The organism is Clostridium sp. 1001283B150210_160208_E6 (genome assembly GCF_015669365.1).
GTDB classification, from domain to species: Bacteria; Bacillota; Clostridia; order Clostridiales; family Clostridiaceae; genus Clostridium; species Clostridium paraputrificum.
In genome coordinates this window covers 235,834-258,278 of sequence record NZ_JADPAA010000003.1, presented here as the reverse complement: position 1 = coordinate 258,278, position 22,445 = coordinate 235,834, and the positions used below count along the sequence as shown (strand labels likewise).

The window sequence follows — 22,445 nt, the reverse complement described above, 5'->3', positions numbered from 1 at the left end:
GAGATATAGGCTTAGCTTATTTTTTCCCAAGGACCCCATTGTGAGGCACCTGGAGTTTCTCCTAATGTCCACCATTTTGCCTTATATTGAACACCTTCGTACATTACAATATCTCCTGAAAGATAAATTTTCGATGAGTCATATACAGGGATAGATGTATCTATTACAGTAACCTTTGAATAAGCTATAGCGCTTCCACCTTTGCTATCTGTAACAGCATAAGTAATTGTGTAAGTTCCAGCCTTTGTAGTATCAACAGAACCACTAACAATTATTTTATTAGTTAAATCTCCATCCTCCTTGTCAGTTGCAGTTATACCATCTAAAGGATTAAAGCGATCACCAATTAGAAGTTGTTTGTCTGCAACTCCTGAGATTATAGGTAAGGTATTACTTGGATCAACTTGAGAAGATCCAAATGTTGCAAAAATTTTAGAGTGTTCATATTGACTAGAAATTCCTGAATTATTATCAAGTAGTGCATCTCTATTTAATGACCAATATGAGGTCATTCCTATATTATTTACTTTTGCATGATTAGTAACAAGTTGAGACCATTCAGGGATAAATATAGGGTCTGAACCACTTTCATATCCTATAGAAACAGTTACACCTAATTTAGCATAAGCCTCTGAATCTGATAGAGTAGTGTTTGCATATTTTTTGTAGTAATCTTTTATTTGATTTTTAGTAGAATCCATGGCTCTTACAGAAGCTGTACCATAGTTTTCATTAGGTTGTAGTACTCCACTTCCATAGCACATTGCCATTATATTAATGTATTTTAAGTTTACGTTATTAGATAGATAAGCTTCTAAAACATCTAGTTGTGTTTGTGTAAGTCCTGATGGAAGAACAGGTAGAGTTAAAGAAACCTCAACTCCAGTTTCATCTTGTAACTTCTTTATTGCCTTTGCATTAGCAATATTATTTTGTTTGTTTTGAGCTCCACCTTCTACATCTAAATCTATTCTTGTTAAACCATATCCATTTACAATATCAAGATAAGTGTTATATAAAACATCAATATCTTGAGATGTTTGCCAAAAAGCAACTCCATTAGCTCCGCCAAAAGATATTGTAGCATCTCCACCTAGCAATCTTAATTCTCTTAAAGATTGTTTAATTGCATCATATTGAGAATTTATCTTGCCTTCAGATAAAACAGAGTATCCACCCCATCCCCAATTAACTTTGCCATTAGAGACTGAACCAGTAGACTGAATAAATGCTAAGTTAAAGAATTTAATGCCTGTATCTTGGGATAATTTACTTAAATTTGCGGGCCCTCCAGTATCTTCACCTACATAGTAGCCTTGTTTTATTACCCAATCTACCATGTCAACATATGGGGCATTTACTTGGGTTGGCCAATTTTTAATTCCTACTCCAGCACCAAAAGAACCAGTAGAAGTTGCTGCATTAACTTTTAAAGACATAGGTAACAAGAGAGATAGTATCATGATGCATGGACAAAAAACTTTCTTAAAGAAGTTTTTTCTCATTATTAATACGCCTCCTAATTTAATTAATATTTTCTTATGTCAATAAAATTCGGGTAAAAGTTTACATGTAATACTTAGATGTAATTTTAGAGTTAACTTTTGAAATGTCATTTAAAGAATTCTTATAGCTAGAACTAGCTAATATTGCAATAGATATCCATTTATTTACAGTGTAAGCCTTTTTGATAAATAAATCAAGCTAGCTTTTATAGAAACTTTAATGAAAGATTAATTGATTTTATATTAATAAATGCAAGTAAATAATTTAGTGATTGAGGTATGGAATAAGCCTTAAAAATTTTACTAAATTTATCAAAGTGTATAGGAATGATGGTTAACTTAGTATATAATGTAAAATAAGAGTGATAATATTCGATAAATAATTACAATATAGTTATTAAGGAGATTATTTTGTATGAATAAGAAAAAAATACTACAAATAATTTTAGCTGGTGCAACTTTTTCAGGAGGAATGTCATTAGCTAATAGTTCTGTAGCTGCTACTGAATTAACTAATGATAATATTTTAGATATAGAAAGCATTATGAATTTAAATGATTCATATGAAGGAAAGGTTGTAAACATTGATAGTAATTTGAGAGTAAGAGAAGGTGCAAGCTTACAATCAACGGTTATAGGATATTTAGTAAATGGTGAAGTAGTTAATATAAAAGGTGAAACTGAAGATTGGTATAGAATTGACTTTAAAGGACACGAAGCATATGTGTCAAAGGAATATGTAGAAGTTACTACCTTAAATAAAGCGTCTAGAGCAGTTCAAAAGGGACAGGTATATAACACAGGTGGAGTAGGGCTAAATGTTAGACAAACTGCTAGTTCAACTTCAGCTAAAATTGGAATGTTAAAAGATGGAGAAGTTGTACAAATCAATTCTAAAAGCGGAGATTGGTATAACATAAGTTATGGTAATAAAACAGGATTTGTACATAGCAAATATATTAAGCTTATTCAAACAACTGAATCTGGTACAAATACTAACATAACTAAAGGAAAAGTAAATAATATTACAAGCAATCTTAGAGTTAGACAAGCTCCAAGCACTAGTTCTTTAACTATTGGCTACCTTTTAAGTGGACAAGAGGTTGAAATAACTGGTGAAAGTAGAGATTGGTATAAAATTAACTTCAATGGAAAAGTAGGATATTCTCATAAAGATTACATAACAAAAATATCTAATGGTTCAGGATCTCAAAACAATAATTCATCATCTAATAATAGTGGTTCCACTGTTACTGAAAAGGATGGAACAGTAAATGCAACAGATGGATTAAGAGTAAGAGAAGGAGCTGGGACAAATACTAAGATACTAGGAGTATTAAATCATGGCTCAGCTGTAAAAATAGTTGATACTAATGGAAGTTGGTACAAAATAAAGTATGGTTCAGGATATGGTTATGTACATAAGGATTATATAAAAGTAACTTCTTCAGGATCTACTGGATCAACAGGTTCAGGATCTCAAAACAATAATTCATCAAATAATAATGGTTCCACTGTTACTGAAAAGGATGGAATTATAAATGCAACAGATGGATTAAGAGTAAGAGAAGGAGCTGGAACAAATACTAAGATACTAGGAGTACTAAATCATGGCTCAGCTGTAAAGATAGTTGATACTAATGGAAGTTGGTACAAGGTAAAGTATGGTTCAGGATACGGGTATGTACATAAGGACTACGTAACAATTAAAACATCAAGTAACAATAATAATACACAAGAAAAACCTGATAATAAGCCAGAAGTAGTTGTAAAAAAAGGTGAAGTATATAATACAGGAAGTAATCTAAGAGTTAGATCAGCAGCAAATACTAATTCTATTGTATTAGGATATTTAGTTGATGGAACAAAAGTAGATATTATAGGTAGTGAGGGTAATTGGTATAAAATCAATTTTAAAGATAAAACTGGTTTTGTAAGTAAAGATTATGTAAGGCTAGTAGATGAAAAGCCAACTACTCCAGTAGTACCACCTGTAACTCCAGAAGTTCCGGATGTTCCAGAAGATAAGCCACAGGTACCTGATGAAAAACCAGAAGAAAATCTAAAGGTTATATCTATTGGATCTGTTAATGCATCTAACCTAAATGTTAGAAGTGGAGCTGGGACAAGCCATACCATAAAGGGTACAGTAACTCTTAACCATATAGTAGAAATTGTTGGAGAAGAAAATGGTTGGTACAAAATAAAATATAAAGAAGATACAGCATATGTAAGTTCAAAGTATATTAATATAAGTACTGGAGCAAGCAACTATGGATTAACTGTAGACAAATTTGCTGAGTTACAATTCCCTACATTAAATATGGTTCAAAAGGATGGAAAGTGGGTTAATGCTTCTCTTGAAGACATTAAATATTATATGAATCCAAGTAACTTTATAAATGATGTTAGTAAATATATGTTTATGAAGTTAAACTATGTAGATGGAATTCCTATGTCTGTAATTAATGAAGTTATACAAGGAAGAGGAATTTTATCTGGAAAAGGTAATGCATTCTTAGAAGGTGCTAAAAAGTACAATGTTAATGTAATGTATCTTCTTTCCCATGCTAGACTTGAAACAGGCAATGGTACATCAACACTATCAAATGGTGTACTAGTAACAGAAGTTGATGGTGTGCCAGTTGAACCAAGGGTTGTTTATAATATGTATGGTGTAGGAGCAATTGATAGTGATCCATTAAGAGGTGGCTCAGAATATGCATATAAACAAGGATGGTTTACTCCAGAACTAGCAATTTCAGAGGGGGCTAGTTGGATAAGCAGAAACTATATAAACAGTACTAAATACAATCAAAATACATTATATAAGATGAGATGGAATATGAGTTCTACAAGTATTGGATGGCATCAATATGCTTCAGATATAGCTTGGGCAGAAAAACAAGCTAGAATAATGGCACCATATTTAGAAAAGTGTGGAGTAGCCTTTGAATTCGATATACCAACATTTATAAATTAATTATTTTCTTACCTTTAGTATGAGTGGTGTGGATATTTGTTTTGATGTGACTTGGAGAGCAGCGACGGAACAAGCAAAATAAGTATCCACACCACCTTTTTTGTTGATTAATTATTTCCTGTATTATACAATTAAACTAAAATATCGGGTTTAGGGGGAAATATGAAAAAATATGCTTTACAAATTATAATAGGGATTCTTATCTTTATAAATATTATTTCATTAAGTTATATAGTTAAGCTTAATAAAAAAATAGATAGTAATAATAATTATATAAATGGTTTAAGTGGGGAGTTAAACAGTATTAGATTTCAAGCAAAAGATGATAACTCTCTTATAAGTGAAAGTAATGTTGAAATGGTTAATGAAGACTTAGATGCTCTAAAATGCACATATAAAATAAGTCTAGTGTTAAAAGAAATTACAGATACCACTGAAGTTATATATAGGATAAATAATAAGGATTATAAACTTGAGAGGGATGGAGTTAATTTTACTGGAACTATAGATATGCCTCTTTTAAGTGATTATGATCTTCCTTCATACTTGGTTATTAAGAATGGAAATACAGAGAAAGTCGAAAATGCTAAAGGTTTATTTAATTATGATAGAAATATGAGCGAGATTATTAATTATTATGGTTCTATTAGCTATAAAAATGAAATATTAAAACTAAAAGGAAACCTAGAAACTAATATATCTTACTTATCAGGTAGCTATCAGGATGGAATTTTAAATGAAATTCATATAGATAAATATACAGTTGATATTCTTGAGAATAATAAGGTTATTTCATCAAAGGAGTTTGGAATTAATGATGTAGGTACTACTAATAATCTTTCTATGGAAGAAAGTGTAGAGAGAAATTCAAATTATGAAATACAAGTGAATATAGTAGATAATTTAGGTAATAAATATAAGTATTCTTTAGTTAGTGGCAAAGCAACAGAGGTTAATTTTACTGATTTAGATCAGCAATATAGGGGAGAACTTATAGATGTATATAATAAGGATGGACAAGTATTATATGAATCAAATAATTAGAAAATAAGAGCATAAGTATTGATTTTATAAATTAGTTGATATATACTATTTTAGTAAATTAAATAGAGACAGTTCGTGAGCCTCCTGTCAATAAACAAAACTACGGCAACAAAGCATAGGATTTATATTGCTTTTTATTGTCGTGGAAGAATTTCTTCTACGACTTTTTTGTTTTGCATGGCTTGAACTAATTCTCGAAGAATGGGAGAGTAGTTATTATGACAAATGAATTAAAAACAAAAAGACTAGTAAGAACAGCAGTAATTGCAGCTTTATATGCATTATTAACTGTTGCACTTGCACCAATAAGCTATGGAAGTTTTCAGTTTAGAGTATCTGAAATTTTAGTATTATTAGCTTACTTTGATCCATTTTACGTAGGTGGATTAACTTTAGGATGTTTCATAGCTAACTTGCTTGGACCAAATGGAACAATGGATGTTATTTTTGGAACTTTAGCAACATTTATAAGTGTTGGAGCTATAAGCTTAACAGCAAAATATATAAAGAACAAAGCTTCTTTATTTATAGCTTCATTATGGCCAACAATATTTAACGGATTAATTATTGGATGGATGTTAAATATTACTGTAGGAGCACCATTATGGATAACTATTGGAGAAGTTGCATTAGGTGAATTTGTTGTTATTACGATAGTTGGTATTCCAGTATTTAAAATGATACAAAATAGATATACTAAATTACTTAAAACAGAATTTTAAATATAAAGAAGTAGGATAAGGCTCTAGTTTATTTTTGCTAGGGCCTTCTTTTTTAAAGTATAGGAACGTATAAAATTTTAATTAGCTTTTCATATTAAAAAATATAAAATCAAGGATAATAATTTTATAATTTCCTTACCTTTAGTATGAGTGGGGGGATATTTGTTTTGATGTGACTTGGAGCGTAGCGACGGAACAAACAAAATAAATATCCACTCCACCTTTTCTATTCTTTTAAAAATTATACTTGAGAAATACTTGGAGGAAAAGTAGATAATAAAACTTAAAAGTAATCCTAAAGTTAGTTCACTTTCACAAACACGATATAAAATCTATATCTTAGAAGACTTTTATACATAGATGCTGTTGTGGAAATAATTTACACAAGCGCTTAAAGCAAGTAAAATGAGTTTGATAATAAAATTAAGGGGATGATAAAGTTGAAAAAGAGGAAAGCTTTCTCATGGTTACTTGTAATCGTTTTTATTGTATCATTAATCAGAATGCCTATTTTTACAAGTGCTTCACCTGAAAATGAATCAGTTTTTGTAAAGATTCGTTATAGTAGAGAGGATGCTATCTATGATGGATGGAACATTTGGGCTTGGGAGCAAGGTAAAGAAGGTAAGAGAATAGACTTTATTGGTGAGGATAGTGAAGGTAAGTTTGCTGTTATCGAGACTAGTAAAGATGCTGAAAAGTTAGGATTTATCATTAGAAAGAGTGTTCAGGGAAATGATTGGGCAGAAAAAGTATTCAATGATGATAAGTTTGTAGAATTAAGTAAGGGTGATACAGAGGTAGTAATAAATCAAAATGGTTCAGAGCAAACATTATCAGAACGTAATATCAAATTAGATTTTGATAAGGTTACAGTAAAGCTTAATTATTTCAGATTTGATGGTAACTATACTGATTGGGATGTTTGGGGATGGATTGGTAACAAAGATGGACAAGGCTATCCTTTTGTTGAAAGTGATTTTGGAAGAGTAAGTACAATGGCTTATAATAATGTAGGTACAGATGATAAGATAGGCTTTATTATAAGGAAATCAGACTGGTCTCAAAAGGATTGGGAATCAGATAGATTTATAAATAAGGTTTATGCTAATAATGATGGATTAATTAATGCGTATGTTGTACAAGGAGAAGGTACTGTATATTATTCGGAAAAGGATGTAGTAAAGGACCCTAAAATAACATCTGCAAAAATTGACACCCTAAAAGATATAACTTTTAAGACTAATTTTAAGTTACCTTCAAAAGATATATTAAATAAAGTCACACTAAAAAAAGGTAATAATAATGTTGAAATTGAAAGCGTAACAGTAAATGATAATTTAATGGAAGGTACTATTAAGGTAAGAGAAAACTTAGATTTAAATTCTAAATATCAATTGTCCATAGAAGGATTTAATAGTAAAGAACTTTCATTAGGTAAGATATATGATAGTAAAGAATTTGCTGATATATATACTTATTCTGGTTCCTTAGGTGCGAATTATTATAAGGATAAAACAAGATTTGTTTTATGGGCTCCAACAGCAACAGAAGTTAAGCTTGCTTTATATGGTGATAATAGCAAGAACTATACAAATGATGCTGAAGAAACAATAGTTATGAATAAAGGTGAAAAAGGCACATGGTATGTTGAAAAATTAGGAGATTTAAATGGAGAGTATTATAACTACCTAGTAACAATTGATGGAAATATTAATGAGGTTACTGATCCATATGCAAAGGCAGTAGGGGTAAACGGTAATAGAGGAATGGTTGTTGATTTAGCGTCAACAAATCCTGAAGGATGGGAAAATGATACGAAGCCAGCATTAGTAGATCCAACAGATTCTATTATTTATGAAATGCATATTAGAGATTTTTCAATAGATGAAAACTCAGGTATTACTTTGGAGTATAAGGGAAAATACAATGGAGTATGGCAATCAGGTACAACTATTCCAGGAAGTGATGTAAAAACTGGTGTTGATCACTTGAAAGAGTTAGGAGTAACAACGGTTCATATACTTCCAACATTTGATCATAGATCAATCGATGAAACAAAATTAGATACAAATCAATATAACTGGGGATATGATCCTCAAAATTATAATGTTCCTGAGGGTTCTTATTCTTCAGATCCATATGCTGGAGAAATAAGAATAAAAGAATTTAAGGAAATGGTTCAAGAATTGCATAAGTCAGGAATTAGGGTGGTTATGGATGTGGTTTATAATCATACAGGTGCTACTTTAGATTCTAACTTAAACTTAGCAGTTCCAGATTACTACTATAGACAAAATTCACAAGGTGGATTCTCTAATGGATCAGGTTGTGGTAATGAAACAGCCTCAGAACGTTCAATGGTTAGAAAGTTAATTGTTGAGTCTGTAGTTTACTGGGCAAGTGAGTATCATATTGATGGATTTAGATTTGACTTAATGGGATTACATGATATTGAAACTATGAAACAAATTAGAACAGAACTTGATAAGATAGATCCAACTATACTTATGTATGGTGAGGGATGGACAGGTGGAGATTCACCATTATCTTCAGAGGAAGCGGCTATTAAAGCAAATACAACTAAGTATGGAAATATGCAAATAGCAGCTTTTAGCGATGATATAAGAGATGGCATAAAAGGTCATGTATTCACAGCTACTGCACCTGCATTTGTAAATGGTGGAGAAGGATTTGAAGAAACCATTAAGTTTGGTATAGTGGCATCTACTGAAAATGAACAAATAGATTATAGTAAGGTTGCAAATGGAACTAAGGCATGGGCTAATCAACCATATCAAACAATTAACTATGCTTCAGCTCATGATAACTTAACTCTATGGGACAAACTTCAAACTACTAATCCAAATGCATCAGAGGAAGAGCTATTATTAATGAATAAAATGTCAGCTGCAATAGTATATACTTCTCAAGGAATTCCTTTCATGCAAGCAGGGGAAGAGTTTGCTAGAACTAAGGTTAACCCAGATGGAAGCCTAAATGACAATAGTTATAACGCTCCAGATAGCGTTAACAAAATAGACTGGGAGAGAAAGGTTGAATATGGTGATTTAAATAATTACTATAAAGGATTAATCTCTCTTAGAAAATCACATAAATCATTTAGAATGAATTCTGCCGAAGATATTCAAGATAATCTTAAGTTCATAGATGTAGAGGATAAGAATTTAGTTGCTTATACTTTAGATGGGACAAATATAGGAGATTCTTGGGATAAGATAGCAGTATTGTTCAACGCAAATAAGGAAGCAAAAGAAGTAATTTTACCAGGAGAGGATTGGGTTGTAGTAGTGGACCAAAACGATGCTGGCATAGAGAAGTTAGCAACAATTGAAGGTTCAAAGGTTAAGATTCCAGCTCAAACTTCTTATGTTTTAGTTGATAAAACAAGCTTTGATGAAGGAAGCATTGAAGATGGTAATAATCCTGAAAAACCATCAGAAGATACAAATAAACCAACTATTGATAACAGTGAGAGTGGTAATCCAAGCAAAACTGGAGATGAAACTACTGTTTTACCAATAGTAATAATATTATTAGTTTCAGGCTTAGCAATAGTAGTATTTGCTAGAAAGAAACAATCATTAACTAAGTAAATTTCATAAAATTATACCCCTTTATATAAAAAGTTATAATAATTAATTTGTAAAAAGAGAAGTTGATGTCAATTTCTCTTTTTTATTTAATAAATATTATAGTAAAGCATTATAAAAGGAGTAATTATGATTACATTTGTAAAGAAGAATAAGATATTCATATTTATAGCTATAATTTTTATTATAATATTAGTATTTGGACATCATGGATGGAGGTATAGGCAAATTAAATTAATAGCTGGAGGAGTCTTATTTCAAAATGAGGAGTTTAAACAGCAAGATAAGGAAATTATAAATAAAACTGACTATGAGAAATACTTTAGACCTTCAAAGCTTCCAATTCTAAATACATCAAGTGAAGTAGAAGTGTTGTTAAATGAATATGGAGGTAGTGATAAAAAAGTAGTTATTCCAGACAATTATTTAATAACTCCTAATAATACAATAATTAATTATTTTTCAGTTCTTAGGGAAGCAGCTAACGTTGAAAGGGATAAGGGTGCTGGTTGTGGTACTATAGGCAGATGGAAAGAACCTTATAGAATAGCCTATGAGTTTTTCACAAAAGAATATAAGGAAAGGGTAAGCTTTAAAGCTTATGAAAATTCCTTTTTAAATATTCTACACATAAATCTAATTAAGTTTAGAATCGTTAATAACCCAGAAAATGAAATGAAATATTTTTTTGAAATTGAGACCATACAAGGATCAAAAGAGAATGTTGCGAACTTTGTATATTACTATGGCTTTATAAAGCTTTCTAATGAAGCTGGTGTATTTAAAATAAAAGATATAAGTATATCACCAGAAGAATATCTTTGTGCACCATATCATGGTTGGAGCTATGATGGGAAATCTAAAGTTGAAATTGAATATGGTGGTTGGTGTAAGCTTGTTAAAGAAATTTATGAGGTGAGCACTGAAGGATACGTAAAGAATATTTATTTTAAAGGAACAGATAACAGGGATTATAGAATAGAATTTTATATTTTAACTAATGACTATGATATAGAAGTCTCTCAATATGTAAAAGAGAATGGAAAGTGGAAGATTATAAAATTAGATCCTGATAAATGCTTAAAGGAAGGGTAAAGTACTCTTCCTTTCTAGTTTAAGTGGAATATTTATGATAAAATATGCTATTGGAGGTGAGGAGTAATGGATATTAAAGTTGTTAGAGATAATGTTATGAAGTTTAGTTCAAGCTTTAGTAGAGAAGGGGGAACTTCCATACTTAAAGCTAAGGGAGTAAAAGACCTTAAGGGTAAGAAAATAGAAAATATTTATCACATATATGGAAAAGTAAATAGCGAAAATAAGGATTACAACACGCATATTAAAGTTGATATGAAAACTAATAAGGTATTAGATACAAAGTGCTCCTGCCATACCTTCATAGAAAATAGAAGACATATTAGAAACTATGTTTGTAAGCATATTATAGCTACTAATTTAGCCTTTTATCTTGTTGGAAAATCTAAGACTTTAAATACAAATAAAAGAAGTGAAGAAGTTATAAATAGGAGAAATTTAAAGTTACATATATCAATTAAATGTAGCATGTTAAATGAAGTTAATACATATAAATGTGAGTTTAGAATAGGGGAATCCACTACTCATTTAATTACATCACTTAAAGATTTCTTGGAAAAGGATAAAATTATATTTAATGATTTATTTACTTACGACTCTAAAAGAGACTTTTTTAGTGAAGAGGATACAAAAATAATAGAATTTTTAAAAAATCATAAGGAAAGAATTAGTGATAGATTCTTAAATTTAAAAGGAAAAGATTTAAGAGAGTTCCTTTCATTATTAAATGAAAGAAAAATAACTTTTAATTATGATTTTATAACCTATGAATCTAAAGTGAAAAAGGAGAATGTTCCTCTCTCTCTTACAATAAGAGCTGATAATGATAGCTTTATATTAAGATCCCAGAAGAAGTTTCCTATTTTATTAACTAATAATGGAGATGTTATGTTTTATGATAGGGATATTTACCTTCCACGTAAGAAGGCTATGGAAACATATCTTCCTTATCATAAATTATTTATAAAAAATAACGAGATAAAGTATGAGAAGAACTTAAAGGTTTTAAATAATCTTCTTTCAGACTTAAAGAGCATTACAAAGAATGTTGTGTTAGATGATGGAACAAGATGGTTCTTAAGAGATATGTCTAAACCTACATTTAGAATATACAAAGTTGGAAAAGAAATTTACTGCAATGTAAAGATTGATTACTGTGGTTATATTATAGATTTAATTAAAGATAAAAATGATAAAAGCTTTTTAAGGGATTATAATAAGGAAAACTTAATAGATATAAAATTAGAAAACGTAGGATTTATAAAAAGAGAAAGAGATTATTTTTATATAGGTAATGGAGAGTTTGACCTTTTAACAACAGGTGTTAAGTTATTAAGAACTATAGGAAAAGTTCAGTTTTCAAAAGAATTTGAAGATATTCAAATATTAGATAGTAGCTTTATTAATTCATCCATAGTAGAATTTGATAACTTTTATAGATTAAACTATGAAGTTGGTGATTTTACAGTTGAAGAATTAAATAGTGCTATTGCATTTATGAAAAAAGGTGAAAGATTTTTCAAAAGTAAGGATAGATATCTAGATTTAGAAGACCCAGGAGTTTGTGAGTTTTTAAATTTAATTGGAGAATTATCAGAAGATAAATTAAGCCTTGAAATAGATATAGATAAGAACAAAAGCTTATATCTTCAAGAAAAACTTAGAGTATTAGATTTTATTAAAGGTGGAGATGTTCTCCAAAAAATTGTTCAAAAGCTAGTTAATAATGACTTTAAAAGGTCAGTTACCCCAAAATCCTTTAACGGAACCTTAAGAAAATATCAAAAAGAAGGATTTAAGTGGTTAAATGAACTTTCGGAATTAGGCTTTGGAGGAATACTAGCAGATGATATGGGCCTTGGAAAAACAATTCAGGTAATAACTTTTGTTCTTTCTAAAAGGAGTAAAAAAACCTTAATTATAACTCCAACCTCTGTTTTATATAATTGGAAGGATGAATTTGAAAGGTTTGCTCCTAATGTAAGGGTTGGTTTAGTTCACGGAACAAAAGCTCAAAGAAATAGGATGTTAAGTGAAATTAAAAAGTATGATGTGCTTATAACAACCTATGGAACCCTAAAGAATGATGAAAATGAATATGAAAAACTACAGTTTGATTATTGTATTATTGATGAAGGACAAAATATAAAAAATCCAACTTCAAAAACTACCCTTTCTGTAAAGAAAATCAACTCAAAATGTAACTTTGCTTTAACAGGAACTCCAATTGAAAACAACCTAATGGAACTATGGTCAATATTTGATTTTGTAATGCCAGGTTTCTTATTTACAAAAGAAAGATTTAAGGTGAAGTTTATACAAAATAAAAATACAGAGGAACTTAAGTCTTTAATTACTCCATTTATTTTAAGAAGGGTAAAAGAGGATGTATTAGATGAGTTGCCAGAAAAGATTGAAAAAAAGTACTTGGTAGATATGACAACAAAGCAGAAGTCTATTTATAAGTCTTATGTAAAGGGGATAAAGGAAAAGTTAAAGTCGTCAAAGGGTAACATTAATATGCTTACTTTTATTACAAAGCTTAGAGAAGTGTGCTTGGACCCATCTCTAATAATGGATGATTACAATGGTGGAAGTGGAAAGATAAATGCATTAATGGAGCTGTTGGACAATTATATTGAAGGAAATAAAAAGATATTAGTATTTTCTCAATTTACTTCAGCTCTTAAAAATATAGAACAGAACTTAGAAGAAAAGGGAATAAACTATATATATTTAGATGGAAGCATAGGTAGCAAAGAAAGGGTAGAGCTTGTTAAAAAGTTTAATGAAGAGCCTTTAATAAGTGTGTTTTTAATATCCTTAAAAGCAGGTGGTGTAGGACTAAACTTAACATCTGCAAGTGTTGTTATTCACTTTGATCCATGGTGGAACCCAGCTATTGAAAATCAAGCTACAGATAGAGCCCATAGGTTTGGGCAAAGGAATGTGGTGGAGGTAATTAAGCTTATTTCTAAAGATAGCATAGAAGAAAAGATTCTATTATTACAGGAAGATAAGAAGGAGCTTATAGAAAGTTTAATGGATGAGAAAGAAATGGATGGAAAGAAGTTTAAGAGACTAAGTGAAGATGAAATATTAAGTTTATTAGGATAAGCTTTAACAAAACAATTGTATATACTTTCCATATGCTCTGATATAATAAGTATATAAGTAATTTATAGGGGGTATTATATGGATTTAATAGGGTTAATTATAATTTTTATTATTATAATTTCTATTAAAAATGCTATTAATGGAAATGGTAGATTATATAGTGGACATGATGATGGACCATGGTATGGGGATTCTGGAAGTCATAGTTCTGGTTGGTTTTTTAATAATAATGATGACTGTGATTGTGGATTTGATTGTGATTGCGACTGTGATAGTGGAGATTGTGATTGTGGCTGTGATGATTAAAAAGTATTGCCAAAATAGAAATTTTCTAATATACTAATTAAAGATAGATTTCAAATGAAACGAGGGAAGTTTGTGAGTGTTTAGTATCAAAAAATAGTACATTTAAATATTAATTCTTAAAGATAGGGCCATAAAAGCCTTTATTTGTCATGGAATTAATTAAACTATTTTAAGATACAAGTCCACGAACTTACTTTAGGGTAGTATTATATCTACCTTATTAAAGTTGAATTTTTAAGCTGTGGAGGTATCCATAGCTTTTTTTAATGTTATAAAATATTGGAATCTGTCAAAGGGTTCGTTGACTTAAATAGAGTTAAGGAAGGTTTAAGAAATGGATAAAATATCATTAGATAAATTAAATTATTATGATTTAAAGGAAATAGTAAAATCTTATTGTGTTAGTGGTTTGGGTAAAACATTAATAGATAAATTAGAACCAAGTTCAAACCTTAAGGTTGTAAATAGAAGATTAGATGAAACTTCAGAGGGAAGAAAGCTTTTAGATGTTTCTTATCATCTACCTCTTGAAGGAATACACAATATATTTCCTCTTATAGATAAGATGGATAAGGGAGGAGTTCTAGAACCATCAGATTTAACAATGGTTTCAGATTTTTTAAGAGGATGCAGAAAAGTAAAAATGTTCTTAAAGGACAAGGAAGGATATGCGCCTACTTTATGTTCTTATTCAGAAAATATAAGTGATTTATCTTACATAGAAGAAGAAATAAATATATCTATAAGAGGTTCTGTAGTTGATTCAAATGCATCTAAAGAGCTTAAAAAAATAAGAAAACAAATTGATACTTGTGAAGGAAAAATAAAAGAAAAGCTAGATAAGTTTTTAAGAAATAGTGCTAATAAGGAATGTATTCAAGAGTTTTTTATAAGCCAAAGAAATGGAAGATATACAATTCCAATTAAAGCTACCTATAAAAACAAGATGGCAGGCTCAATAGTGGAAGTGTCATCAAAAGGGACAACAGTCTTTATGGAGCCAGATATAGTGTCAAAGTTTACTTCAGAGCTTAGTGTAATACAAGCTGAAGAAAGTATGGAAGTTTATAAGATACTAGCCATATTAACTGAGATGATATATGAAAGAATAAAGGATTTAAAAATGAATGTGGAAGTAATATCAGAGTATGATATGATTTGGGCTAAAGCAAAATATAGCTTAGACATTCAAGGAATTAAGCCTAAGGTTAATGATTATGGATATACAAAAATTATAAAAGGAAGATATCCATTAATAAAAAAGGGAGTACCATTAGACTTTGAAATAGGTAAAGATTATAGAACTTTAATAATTACAGGACCTAATGCTGGAGGAAAAACAGTAGTTTTAAAGACATTAGGAATGTTAACACTAGCTGTTCAATCAGGTTTTCATATTGGAGCTAAAGAGGGGACGGAAATTAGTATATTCCAAGATGTATTTGTTGACATTGGAGATAACCAAAGCGTTGAAAATGCATTAAGTACTTTTTCATCTCATGTACAAAATTTAGCTAGAATAATAAAGGAATCAGGCAAGTCCACACTTTTATTATTTGATGAAATAGGAAGTGGTACAGAACCTAATGAAGGAGCAGCTTTAGCCATTGCAATTTTAGAAGAACTATATCATAAGGGTTGTATAACAGTTGCTACAACACATTATGGAGAAATTAAAGACTATTCACACAACCATCCAGACTTTGAAAATGCAGCTATGGAGTTTAAGAAGGAAACATTAGAACCTTTATATAAGCTAACCATTGGAAAAACAGGAGATAGTAATGCTCTTTATATATCTAAAAAGATGGGGATTTCTGATTCTATTATAGAAAGAACTAGAACATATATTGAGAATAAAGACTATAATTATGAGACTATTAAAGAAAGCAAAAAGAAGAAGGTTAAAGAGGTAGAAAGTGAAGAAAAGTATTATGATTTCTCTGTTGGAGATAAGGTGCTTCTTTTAGATAAGAATGATTCTGCAATTATATACAAAGGCAGAGATGAATTTAATAATGTTGTAATACTTTATAATAAAGAGTTTATTGAGATTAATTATAAAAGGGTTAAGTTGGAGCTAAAGGCCGAGGAGCTTTACCCGGAAGGATATGACTTAAATCAATTATTTGTAAGTTATAAAGAGAGAAAACTTGAAAGAGATATTGAGAGAGGTTCTAAGAAGGCTTTAAAGAAAATAAGGAAAGATCATTTAAAGTAAACTTGAACAGACTTTGAAAATCAAAGTCTCTTTTGTAACTAGTATTTAATATTTTTGTAAATAAACTATTAGCTGGACTGGTACAATAAGGGGTAGAGGTGAGATAATGAAAAGAAAAATATCTATTGTAATAATGCTTATCATTCTTAGTTTTACAGTTATTTCTTGTGGTGCAAAAGAATATGAGTTAACTCTTACAAAAAATACACAAATTGAAAATGCCGATAACATTGTAATGACTATAAAAGATAAAAGTGATAAAGAATTAGACTTAGTTATAGAGAATAAAACTGATGATGAATATGTATATGGATATGTATTTGAATTAGAAGTAGAAAAGGATGAGAACTGGTATAGGGTTCCTTTCAAAGATAATGTGGCTTTTATTGAAATTGGGATTATATTAAAACCAAAGAGTAATAATAATGAAAATATAAAGTTAGATACATGCTTTGGGGAATTGAAAAAAGGAAAATATAGAATAGTAAAAGAGTTTTATAAAGATGAAGAAAAGAAAAAGGTATTTGTAGAGTTTTCTTTATAAATTATAAAAAGTCTCAGCAATATAAATTGACTGAGACTTTTTCTTATTGTGTAAAAGATTCAAAATGAATTCTATCTTCTGGAACACCAAGCTCTGATAAAGATTTTTTCACACTATTCATAAATGGAGGTGGTCCACAAAAGTAGAAGTCACCATTTAAAGGTGTATTCTTTTCAAGCCATTCCTTTGTTACATATCCTGTTTCCGTATAGTCTATTCCTTTTATATCTGACTTTAAAGGATCGGAATAAAAGACAAAGTTTTTAAGGCCGTTTATATCAGCGAAATAATCTATATCATTTTTAAAAGGATGTACAGAAGAGTTTATAACTGCTTGAATAAATGTGATATTTTTTCGCTTAAGTGCTTCATAATAAAGCATAGAAATTAGGGGAGTAATCCCTATACCACCAGATATAAATACTAGTGGGGTTTCAGTAGAACTTTCCCTTAAAGTAAATAGGCCAGTTGGAATCATAGCTTCAATTGAATCGCCTATATTTAGTGAATCATGTAGATAGCTACTTATAAGGCCTCCATCTACTTTTTTAACACTTATTCTATAAACATCCTCATTAGGAATCATAGATAAGCTGTATGTACGTATAATGTCTTTATATTTAGGATTATCAGTTTTTATTCTAATAGGAAGAAACTGACCTGCTATATGTCTTACTAATTTAGCGCCATCTTTTGTTTTAAAATAAAAAGATTTGATTCCTTCACATTCTTTAGTTACATCAAATAGAACAAGCTCCCTAAATCCTGACCATTTTCCACTTGTTAAAGTCATAAGTATCACTTCTTTCTAAAAGTTTATCTTATAATTATTATTAGTATATATTGCAAAAATAACAATTAAGATTTTGTAAATTATTAATTAATATTAAAAGTCAATCATTTTTATACTTATTCTTAAATAAATTATAGAAGATATAAGATGTTAAATCTTAATATAATTATATGAAGATGGAGGGATGAAAGTGGCACGTTTTACATTACCAAGAGATATATATCATGGTGAGGGATCTTTAGAAGTGTTAAAGACCTTAAAAGGTAAAAAAGCATTTATAGTAGTAGGTGGAGGATCAATGAAAAGGTTTGGTTTTCTACAGAAGGCAGAAGATTATTTAAAAGAAGCAGGCATGGAAGTAGAACTTTATGAAGGAGTAGAACCAGATCCATCAGTAGAAACAGTTATGAAGGGCGCAGAAGCTATGAGAAACTTTGAACCTGATTGGATTGTTTCAATGGGTGGGGGATCAGCTATAGATGCTGCTAAGGCTATGTGGATTTTCTATGAGTATCCTGATTTTACTTTTGAAGAAGCAATTGTACCTTTTGGATTACCTGAACTTAGGCAAAAAGCAAAATTTGTTGCAATACCATCAACTAGTGGTACAGCAACAGAAGTTACAGCTTTTTCTGTTATAACAAATTATACTGAAAAAATAAAATATCCACTTGCAGATTTTAATATAACTCCTGATATTGCTATAGTTGACCCAAATTTAGCACAAACTATGCCTAAAAAGTTAGTAGCTCATACAGGAATGGATGCATTAACTCATGCTATTGAAGCTTATACTGCATCACTTAAGTCTAATTTTTCAGATCCATTAGCTATGAAAGCTATAGAAATGGTTAGAGATAATTTAGTTAAGTCTTATGAAGGTGATGAAAAAGCTAGGAGTTCAATGCATGATGCTCAATGCTTAGCTGGTATGGCATTTTCAAACGCATTATTAGGAATTGTGCATTCAATGGCTCATAAGGTGGGAGCAGTATTTCATATACCTCACGGATGTGCAAATGCAATATTCTTGCCATATGTAATTCAATATAATAGAAAGAACTGTGAAGATAGATATGGTGATATAGCAAAAATGTTAAAGCTAGAAGGAAATACAAATGGTGAATTAACTGATTCATTAATAAAAATGATAGATGATATGAATGATAAGTTAGCTATTCCTCATACTATGAAGGAATATGGTGTAACTGAAGATGATTTTAATGATAACTTAAAATTTATATCTCATAATGCAGTACTTGATGCATGTACAGGGTCTAATCCAAGAGAAATTGATGATGAGACAATGGAAAAGTTATTTAAATGTACTTATTATGGAGATAAGGTGGGATTTTAAGAGATTTAAGAAGCTCGTAGATAATACGGGTTTCTTTTTATTATTTATGAAGTTATATTATTGGACACCGAGAGGATAATTTGGGATGTTTTATTTTTTATTATTTACAGAGTATGGTAATAAATGTATCATTTAAGTATAGAATAAAATAAAAGGAATGATGATATGAAGGGGATTATAATTTGGTTTTTAGCTAATTGTTTAATAACTTACTTTGTTAATGATATTCTATTAACAGCCTTAATTTCATTTTTTACATTTCCATTTCTTTTTGATAATTTTATTAAACAAATTAAGAGATATAGAAATAAAGAAATTAAATTAAATACACTACTAAACATTGGAGTTAATTATGTTGGTGGAAGTATAATTGAATTTATTGTAATTAATATTGGAATAAACCTTGTTAACGGTGCTTATTCCATGTATGTTAATAATAATACTTATGAAATTTTAAGCCTTATATTCGAAATCATATTGGGAATAATAATGATAATTGGTGGATTACAGTTAATAAGAGATAAGATAAATAAAGAAAAATTTAAAAATAGAACTTCTATGTAAATCCATAGAAGCTCTATTTTGTGATTATTTTATGATAATTCATAAAAGGTAAGGGTTCTGAAGATAAGTTTGTGGGAAGAACTTATCTTCTAAAGGTAATTAGTACTAAAGGTACTATAATTATTATAGGACAAGCAGAAAAAATAGTAAGTATGCAAAATTAATAATTTAGTGTTTATATTTAATATGTTTTACTTTAATGTATTTATGTGGTAAAAAATCCTCTCTTCTTTAAAAGTAGAGAGGATTTTCATTATTATAAAAGGCAAGAGATATTAAATAAGCGTTATATATAGTATATACTATCTCTATTTATATTATTTTGTTACAATAAAATATTTTATTTTTATGTACTTTTCTGTAATGAAGAGCTATAATATATAATCTAAATAGATTATAGGAGGAAATACAAATGATAAATAAGATAGGTAAAATAACAATATACGTAAATGATCAAGGAGAAGCAAAGGAATTTTGGACTAAGAAAATGAACTTTGTAGTAAAGGGTGAATATCCAATGGGACCTAATATGACTTGGTTAGAAGTAGGACCAAGTGAAGATGAGTTTACTACATTTGTATTATATAATAAATCTTTAATGGAAAAGCAAAATCCAAATACATGCACTGGTCATCCATCAATTCTTTTAAGTACAACTGATATTGATAAGACTTATGAAGAGTTAAAGAATAATGGAGTAGATGTTACAGACATAATGAAAATGCCATATGGAAGCATGTTTACTTTTAAAGATCAGGATGGAAATCCTTATATTATAAGAGAAGATAAATAAATAGTTAGAGACCTTATTTAATGGGGTCTCTTTTATATTTTCCTTACCTTTAGTATGAGTTTGGTGGATATTTGTTTCAATGTGACTTGGAGCGCAGCGACGGCACAAGCAAAATAAATATCCATCACACCTTTTTTAATAGGATTTAGTTGATTGAAAATACATAAAAGCCTATAATTGTATTATATTGGGTGAGAGGTGCAGAGATGAGTGAGAAGGCGTTTTTTAATTCTATTGCAGAAGAATGGGACAAGACTAATGAGGTAAATAAAGAAAAGATAAATTTTCTTTTATCAAGAGTTCATATACAAGAAGGAGATAAAGTTCTTGATATTGGCACAGGGACAGGAGTATTAATTCCATTTATAAGAGAATTTAATAAAATGGGTGAAATTAATGCTTTGGATGTTTCAGAAGGTATGTTACATAAAGCAAAAGAGAAATATAACAACCTTCCTAATGTAAAATTTACTTTATTAGATGTAGAAGAGGAAAAAGTAGAAGGGAAATATAATAAAATAATTCTTTATTCTATGTTTCCACATTTAAAAAGAAGAGAGGATACTATAAGAAAGTTGGTAACTGAAAACCTATGTGAGAGTGGTAAGTTAATAATAGCTCATTCAAGTAGTAGAGAGTTCTTAAATAACATGCACAGCAGAAAAGATAAGAGGGTAAAAAAGGATAGGTTAATAGAAGTTAATAAGCAAAAAAAACTCTTTAAAGAGATTGGACTAAATGTCTATGAAGCCTTTGAAGATGATAATATTTACTACTTGATTATTAATAGATAGCAAAAGGGGGAGAATTTATGAAGAGTAAGAAGATTGTACTATCTGGATTATTCATTGCACTAGGGATTGTTGTTCCAATGATATTTCACACAGTGAATTTAGCAGGTCAAATATTTTTGCCAATGCATATTCCAGTACTTCTAGCAGGTTTTGTTCTTGGACCAATTTATGGAGGAATAGTAGGAATAATTTGTCCTGTTATTAGTGGATTAGCCACAGGAATGCCACCACTAATGCCTAATATGCCAATTATGGCCTTTGAGCTTTGTGGTTATGGAATATTAACTGGTTTCCTATATAATAAGAGTAAAATGTTATATCCATCACTTATAGGTGCAATGATAGGTGGAAGAATTTTTGCTATAATAGGAGCTTTTGTTGTATCTATTACAGTGGCACCAGCTGTTCATCCAATACTGTTTGTAGTTGGTGGTCTTGGTAAGGCAATTCCAGGTATGATTGTTCAACTAATTACAATACCATTATTAATGCAAATAATAAATAGAAGTGAAGTAGCTCAAAATTTATTACAATAGAAAAGAATGGAAAGCTATTAAAATATAATAGCTTTCCTTACCTTTAGTATGAGTGGGGGGAATATTTGTTTTTATGTGACTTGGAGCGTAGCGACGGAACAAGCAAAATAAATATCCACTCCACTTTTTTAAAATCTAAAAATGGCTGTCTATTTCATTTTTTCTAATTCTCTTTATTTCCTTCTCCCTAAGACCTGTACAACTTTTGATTTCATCATAAGTTGCCCCATCAATTAGCATTTCCTTTGCTCTATTATAAGCAGAATGTATATCCATATTAAATACCTCCTTTATAATAAGATACAATATTATTTTTACTCAATAGCTTGTTTTTATTCTTTATAACTATAGTGAATTTTAACAAAAAATGTATTTTGAAATTTAAAAGTATGATATAATAAAAATATAATTAAATATCAAACCAATATATCAAGAGTTAGGGTAGAGATTTAGCTCA

At 29.6% G+C, this 22,445-nt stretch carries 16 protein-coding genes and 2 pseudogenes; 15 read left to right on the top strand and 3 right to left on the bottom strand.

Features of this window, described 5'->3' with window-relative positions:
* Positions 1-11 precede the first annotated feature (11 nt).
* Positions 12-1,505, bottom strand: coding sequence for an immunoglobulin-like domain-containing protein (locus I4V16_RS05980; protein ID WP_099329961.1), 1,494 nt, complete (start codon positions 1,503-1,505; stop codon positions 12-14).
* A 415-nt stretch (positions 1,506-1,920) separates the two neighbouring features.
* Between I4V16_RS05980 and I4V16_RS05975 the strand changes: the two genes are divergently transcribed.
* The 10 genes and pseudogenes from I4V16_RS05975 to I4V16_RS05935 all read left to right on the top strand — a co-directional run bounded on the left by I4V16_RS05975 (position 1,921) and on the right by I4V16_RS05935 (position 17,151).
* A complete protein-coding gene (locus I4V16_RS05975; protein ID WP_195966578.1) occupies positions 1,921-4,488 on the top strand; it encodes an SH3 domain-containing protein in 2,568 nt (855 codons plus the stop codon).
* A 162-nt stretch (positions 4,489-4,650) separates the two neighbouring features.
* Positions 4,651-5,532, top strand: coding sequence for a hypothetical protein (locus I4V16_RS05970; RefSeq protein WP_049178320.1), 882 nt, complete (start codon positions 4,651-4,653; stop codon positions 5,530-5,532).
* Between the two features lie 218 nt (positions 5,533-5,750).
* Positions 5,751-6,254 (top strand): QueT transporter family protein, encoded by a 504-nt coding sequence (locus tag I4V16_RS05965; RefSeq protein ID WP_049178321.1) that lies wholly within the window; start codon positions 5,751-5,753, stop codon positions 6,252-6,254.
* A gap of 431 nt (positions 6,255-6,685) precedes the next feature.
* Positions 6,686-7,408 (top strand): annotated as a pseudogene (locus I4V16_RS17435) (pullulanase-associated domain-containing protein); the annotation flags it as partial.
* 189 nt (positions 7,409-7,597) lie between these two features.
* Positions 7,598-9,661: pseudogene (gene pulA, locus I4V16_RS17430) on the top strand (type I pullulanase); the annotation flags it as partial.
* Between the two features lie 336 nt (positions 9,662-9,997).
* Positions 9,998-10,963 (top strand): hypothetical protein, encoded by a 966-nt coding sequence (locus I4V16_RS05955; protein WP_195966576.1) that lies wholly within the window; start codon positions 9,998-10,000, stop codon positions 10,961-10,963.
* Between the two features lie 66 nt (positions 10,964-11,029).
* Positions 11,030-14,080, top strand: a complete 3,051-nt coding sequence (locus I4V16_RS05950) for an SNF2-related protein (RefSeq protein ID WP_195966575.1) — start codon at positions 11,030-11,032, stop codon at positions 14,078-14,080.
* Positions 14,081-14,158: 78 nt separating this feature from the next.
* Positions 14,159-14,386 carry a hypothetical protein gene (locus tag I4V16_RS05945; RefSeq protein ID WP_049178846.1) on the top strand — a complete coding sequence of 76 codons (228 nt, stop codon included), beginning with the start codon at positions 14,159-14,161 and terminating at the stop codon, positions 14,384-14,386.
* A 334-nt stretch (positions 14,387-14,720) separates the two neighbouring features.
* Positions 14,721-16,607, top strand: coding sequence for an endonuclease MutS2 (locus tag I4V16_RS05940; RefSeq protein WP_195618470.1), 1,887 nt, complete (start codon positions 14,721-14,723; stop codon positions 16,605-16,607).
* Between the two features lie 106 nt (positions 16,608-16,713).
* The gene (locus tag I4V16_RS05935; RefSeq protein WP_195618468.1) at positions 16,714-17,151 is read left to right on the top strand and encodes an immunoglobulin-like domain-containing protein; all 438 of its coding nucleotides are present in this window, start codon (positions 16,714-16,716) and stop codon (positions 17,149-17,151) included.
* 43 nt (positions 17,152-17,194) lie between these two features.
* Here the strand turns inward: I4V16_RS05935 and I4V16_RS05930 are convergent, their stop codons facing one another.
* Complete coding sequence (locus I4V16_RS05930) at positions 17,195-17,944, bottom strand: FAD-binding oxidoreductase (RefSeq protein ID WP_195618466.1); 750 nt, start codon at positions 17,942-17,944, stop codon at positions 17,195-17,197.
* A 190-nt stretch (positions 17,945-18,134) separates the two neighbouring features.
* On the opposite strand from I4V16_RS05930, the gene I4V16_RS05925 reads away from it, so the two are divergent.
* The 5 genes from I4V16_RS05925 (at position 18,135) to I4V16_RS05905 (ending at position 21,988) form a co-directional block, all read left to right on the top strand.
* The gene (locus tag I4V16_RS05925; protein WP_049178853.1) at positions 18,135-19,301 is read left to right on the top strand and encodes an iron-containing alcohol dehydrogenase; all 1,167 of its coding nucleotides are present in this window, start codon (positions 18,135-18,137) and stop codon (positions 19,299-19,301) included.
* Between the two features lie 165 nt (positions 19,302-19,466).
* Positions 19,467-19,865: a hypothetical protein gene (locus I4V16_RS05920; RefSeq protein ID WP_195966574.1), complete on the top strand. Its 399-nt coding sequence runs from the start codon at positions 19,467-19,469 to the stop codon at positions 19,863-19,865.
* 412 nt (positions 19,866-20,277) lie between these two features.
* Positions 20,278-20,658: a VOC family protein gene (locus tag I4V16_RS05915; protein WP_049178855.1), complete on the top strand. Its 381-nt coding sequence runs from the start codon at positions 20,278-20,280 to the stop codon at positions 20,656-20,658.
* Positions 20,659-20,864: 206 nt separating this feature from the next.
* The gene (locus I4V16_RS05910; protein ID WP_099330273.1) at positions 20,865-21,452 is read left to right on the top strand and encodes a methyltransferase domain-containing protein; all 588 of its coding nucleotides are present in this window, start codon (positions 20,865-20,867) and stop codon (positions 21,450-21,452) included.
* A 17-nt stretch (positions 21,453-21,469) separates the two neighbouring features.
* Positions 21,470-21,988, top strand: coding sequence for an ECF transporter S component (locus I4V16_RS05905; RefSeq protein WP_195966573.1), 519 nt, complete (start codon positions 21,470-21,472; stop codon positions 21,986-21,988).
* 135 nt (positions 21,989-22,123) lie between these two features.
* On the opposite strand, the gene I4V16_RS05900 is transcribed toward I4V16_RS05905, so the two are convergent.
* On the bottom strand, positions 22,124-22,264 hold the full coding sequence (locus I4V16_RS05900; protein WP_165438825.1) for a hypothetical protein: 141 nt from the start codon (positions 22,262-22,264) through the stop codon (positions 22,124-22,126).
* Between the last annotated feature and the right edge of the window lie 181 nt (positions 22,265-22,445).

Bases quoted from the DNA above. Each gene is read 5' to 3' on its own strand.
- I4V16_RS05945 (WP_049178846.1), top strand. From the start codon at position 14,159: ATGGATTTAATAGGGTTAATTATAATTTTTATTATTATAATTTCTATT.
- I4V16_RS05970 (WP_049178320.1), top strand. From the start codon at position 4,651: ATGAAAAAATATGCTTTACAAATTATAATAGGGATTCTTATCTTTATA.
- I4V16_RS05980 (WP_099329961.1), bottom strand. From the start codon at position 1,505: ATGAGAAAAAACTTCTTTAAGAAAGTTTTTTGTCCATGCATCATGATA.
- I4V16_RS05965 (WP_049178321.1), top strand. From the start codon at position 5,751: ATGACAAATGAATTAAAAACAAAAAGACTAGTAAGAACAGCAGTAATT.
- I4V16_RS05905 (WP_195966573.1), top strand. From the start codon at position 21,470: ATGAAGAGTAAGAAGATTGTACTATCTGGATTATTCATTGCACTAGGG.
- I4V16_RS05955 (WP_195966576.1), top strand. From the start codon at position 9,998: ATGATTACATTTGTAAAGAAGAATAAGATATTCATATTTATAGCTATA.
- I4V16_RS05975 (WP_195966578.1), top strand. From the start codon at position 1,921: ATGAATAAGAAAAAAATACTACAAATAATTTTAGCTGGTGCAACTTTT.
- I4V16_RS05930 (WP_195618466.1), bottom strand. From the start codon at position 17,944: ATGACTTTAACAAGTGGAAAATGGTCAGGATTTAGGGAGCTTGTTCTA.
- I4V16_RS05900 (WP_165438825.1), bottom strand. From the start codon at position 22,264: ATGGATATACATTCTGCTTATAATAGAGCAAAGGAAATGCTAATTGAT.
- I4V16_RS05950 (WP_195966575.1), top strand. From the start codon at position 11,030: ATGGATATTAAAGTTGTTAGAGATAATGTTATGAAGTTTAGTTCAAGC.
- I4V16_RS05935 (WP_195618468.1), top strand. From the start codon at position 16,714: ATGAAAAGAAAAATATCTATTGTAATAATGCTTATCATTCTTAGTTTT.
- I4V16_RS05920 (WP_195966574.1), top strand. From the start codon at position 19,467: ATGAAGGGGATTATAATTTGGTTTTTAGCTAATTGTTTAATAACTTAC.
- I4V16_RS05915 (WP_049178855.1), top strand. From the start codon at position 20,278: ATGATAAATAAGATAGGTAAAATAACAATATACGTAAATGATCAAGGA.
- I4V16_RS05910 (WP_099330273.1), top strand. From the start codon at position 20,865: ATGAGTGAGAAGGCGTTTTTTAATTCTATTGCAGAAGAATGGGACAAG.
- I4V16_RS05940 (WP_195618470.1), top strand. From the start codon at position 14,721: ATGGATAAAATATCATTAGATAAATTAAATTATTATGATTTAAAGGAA.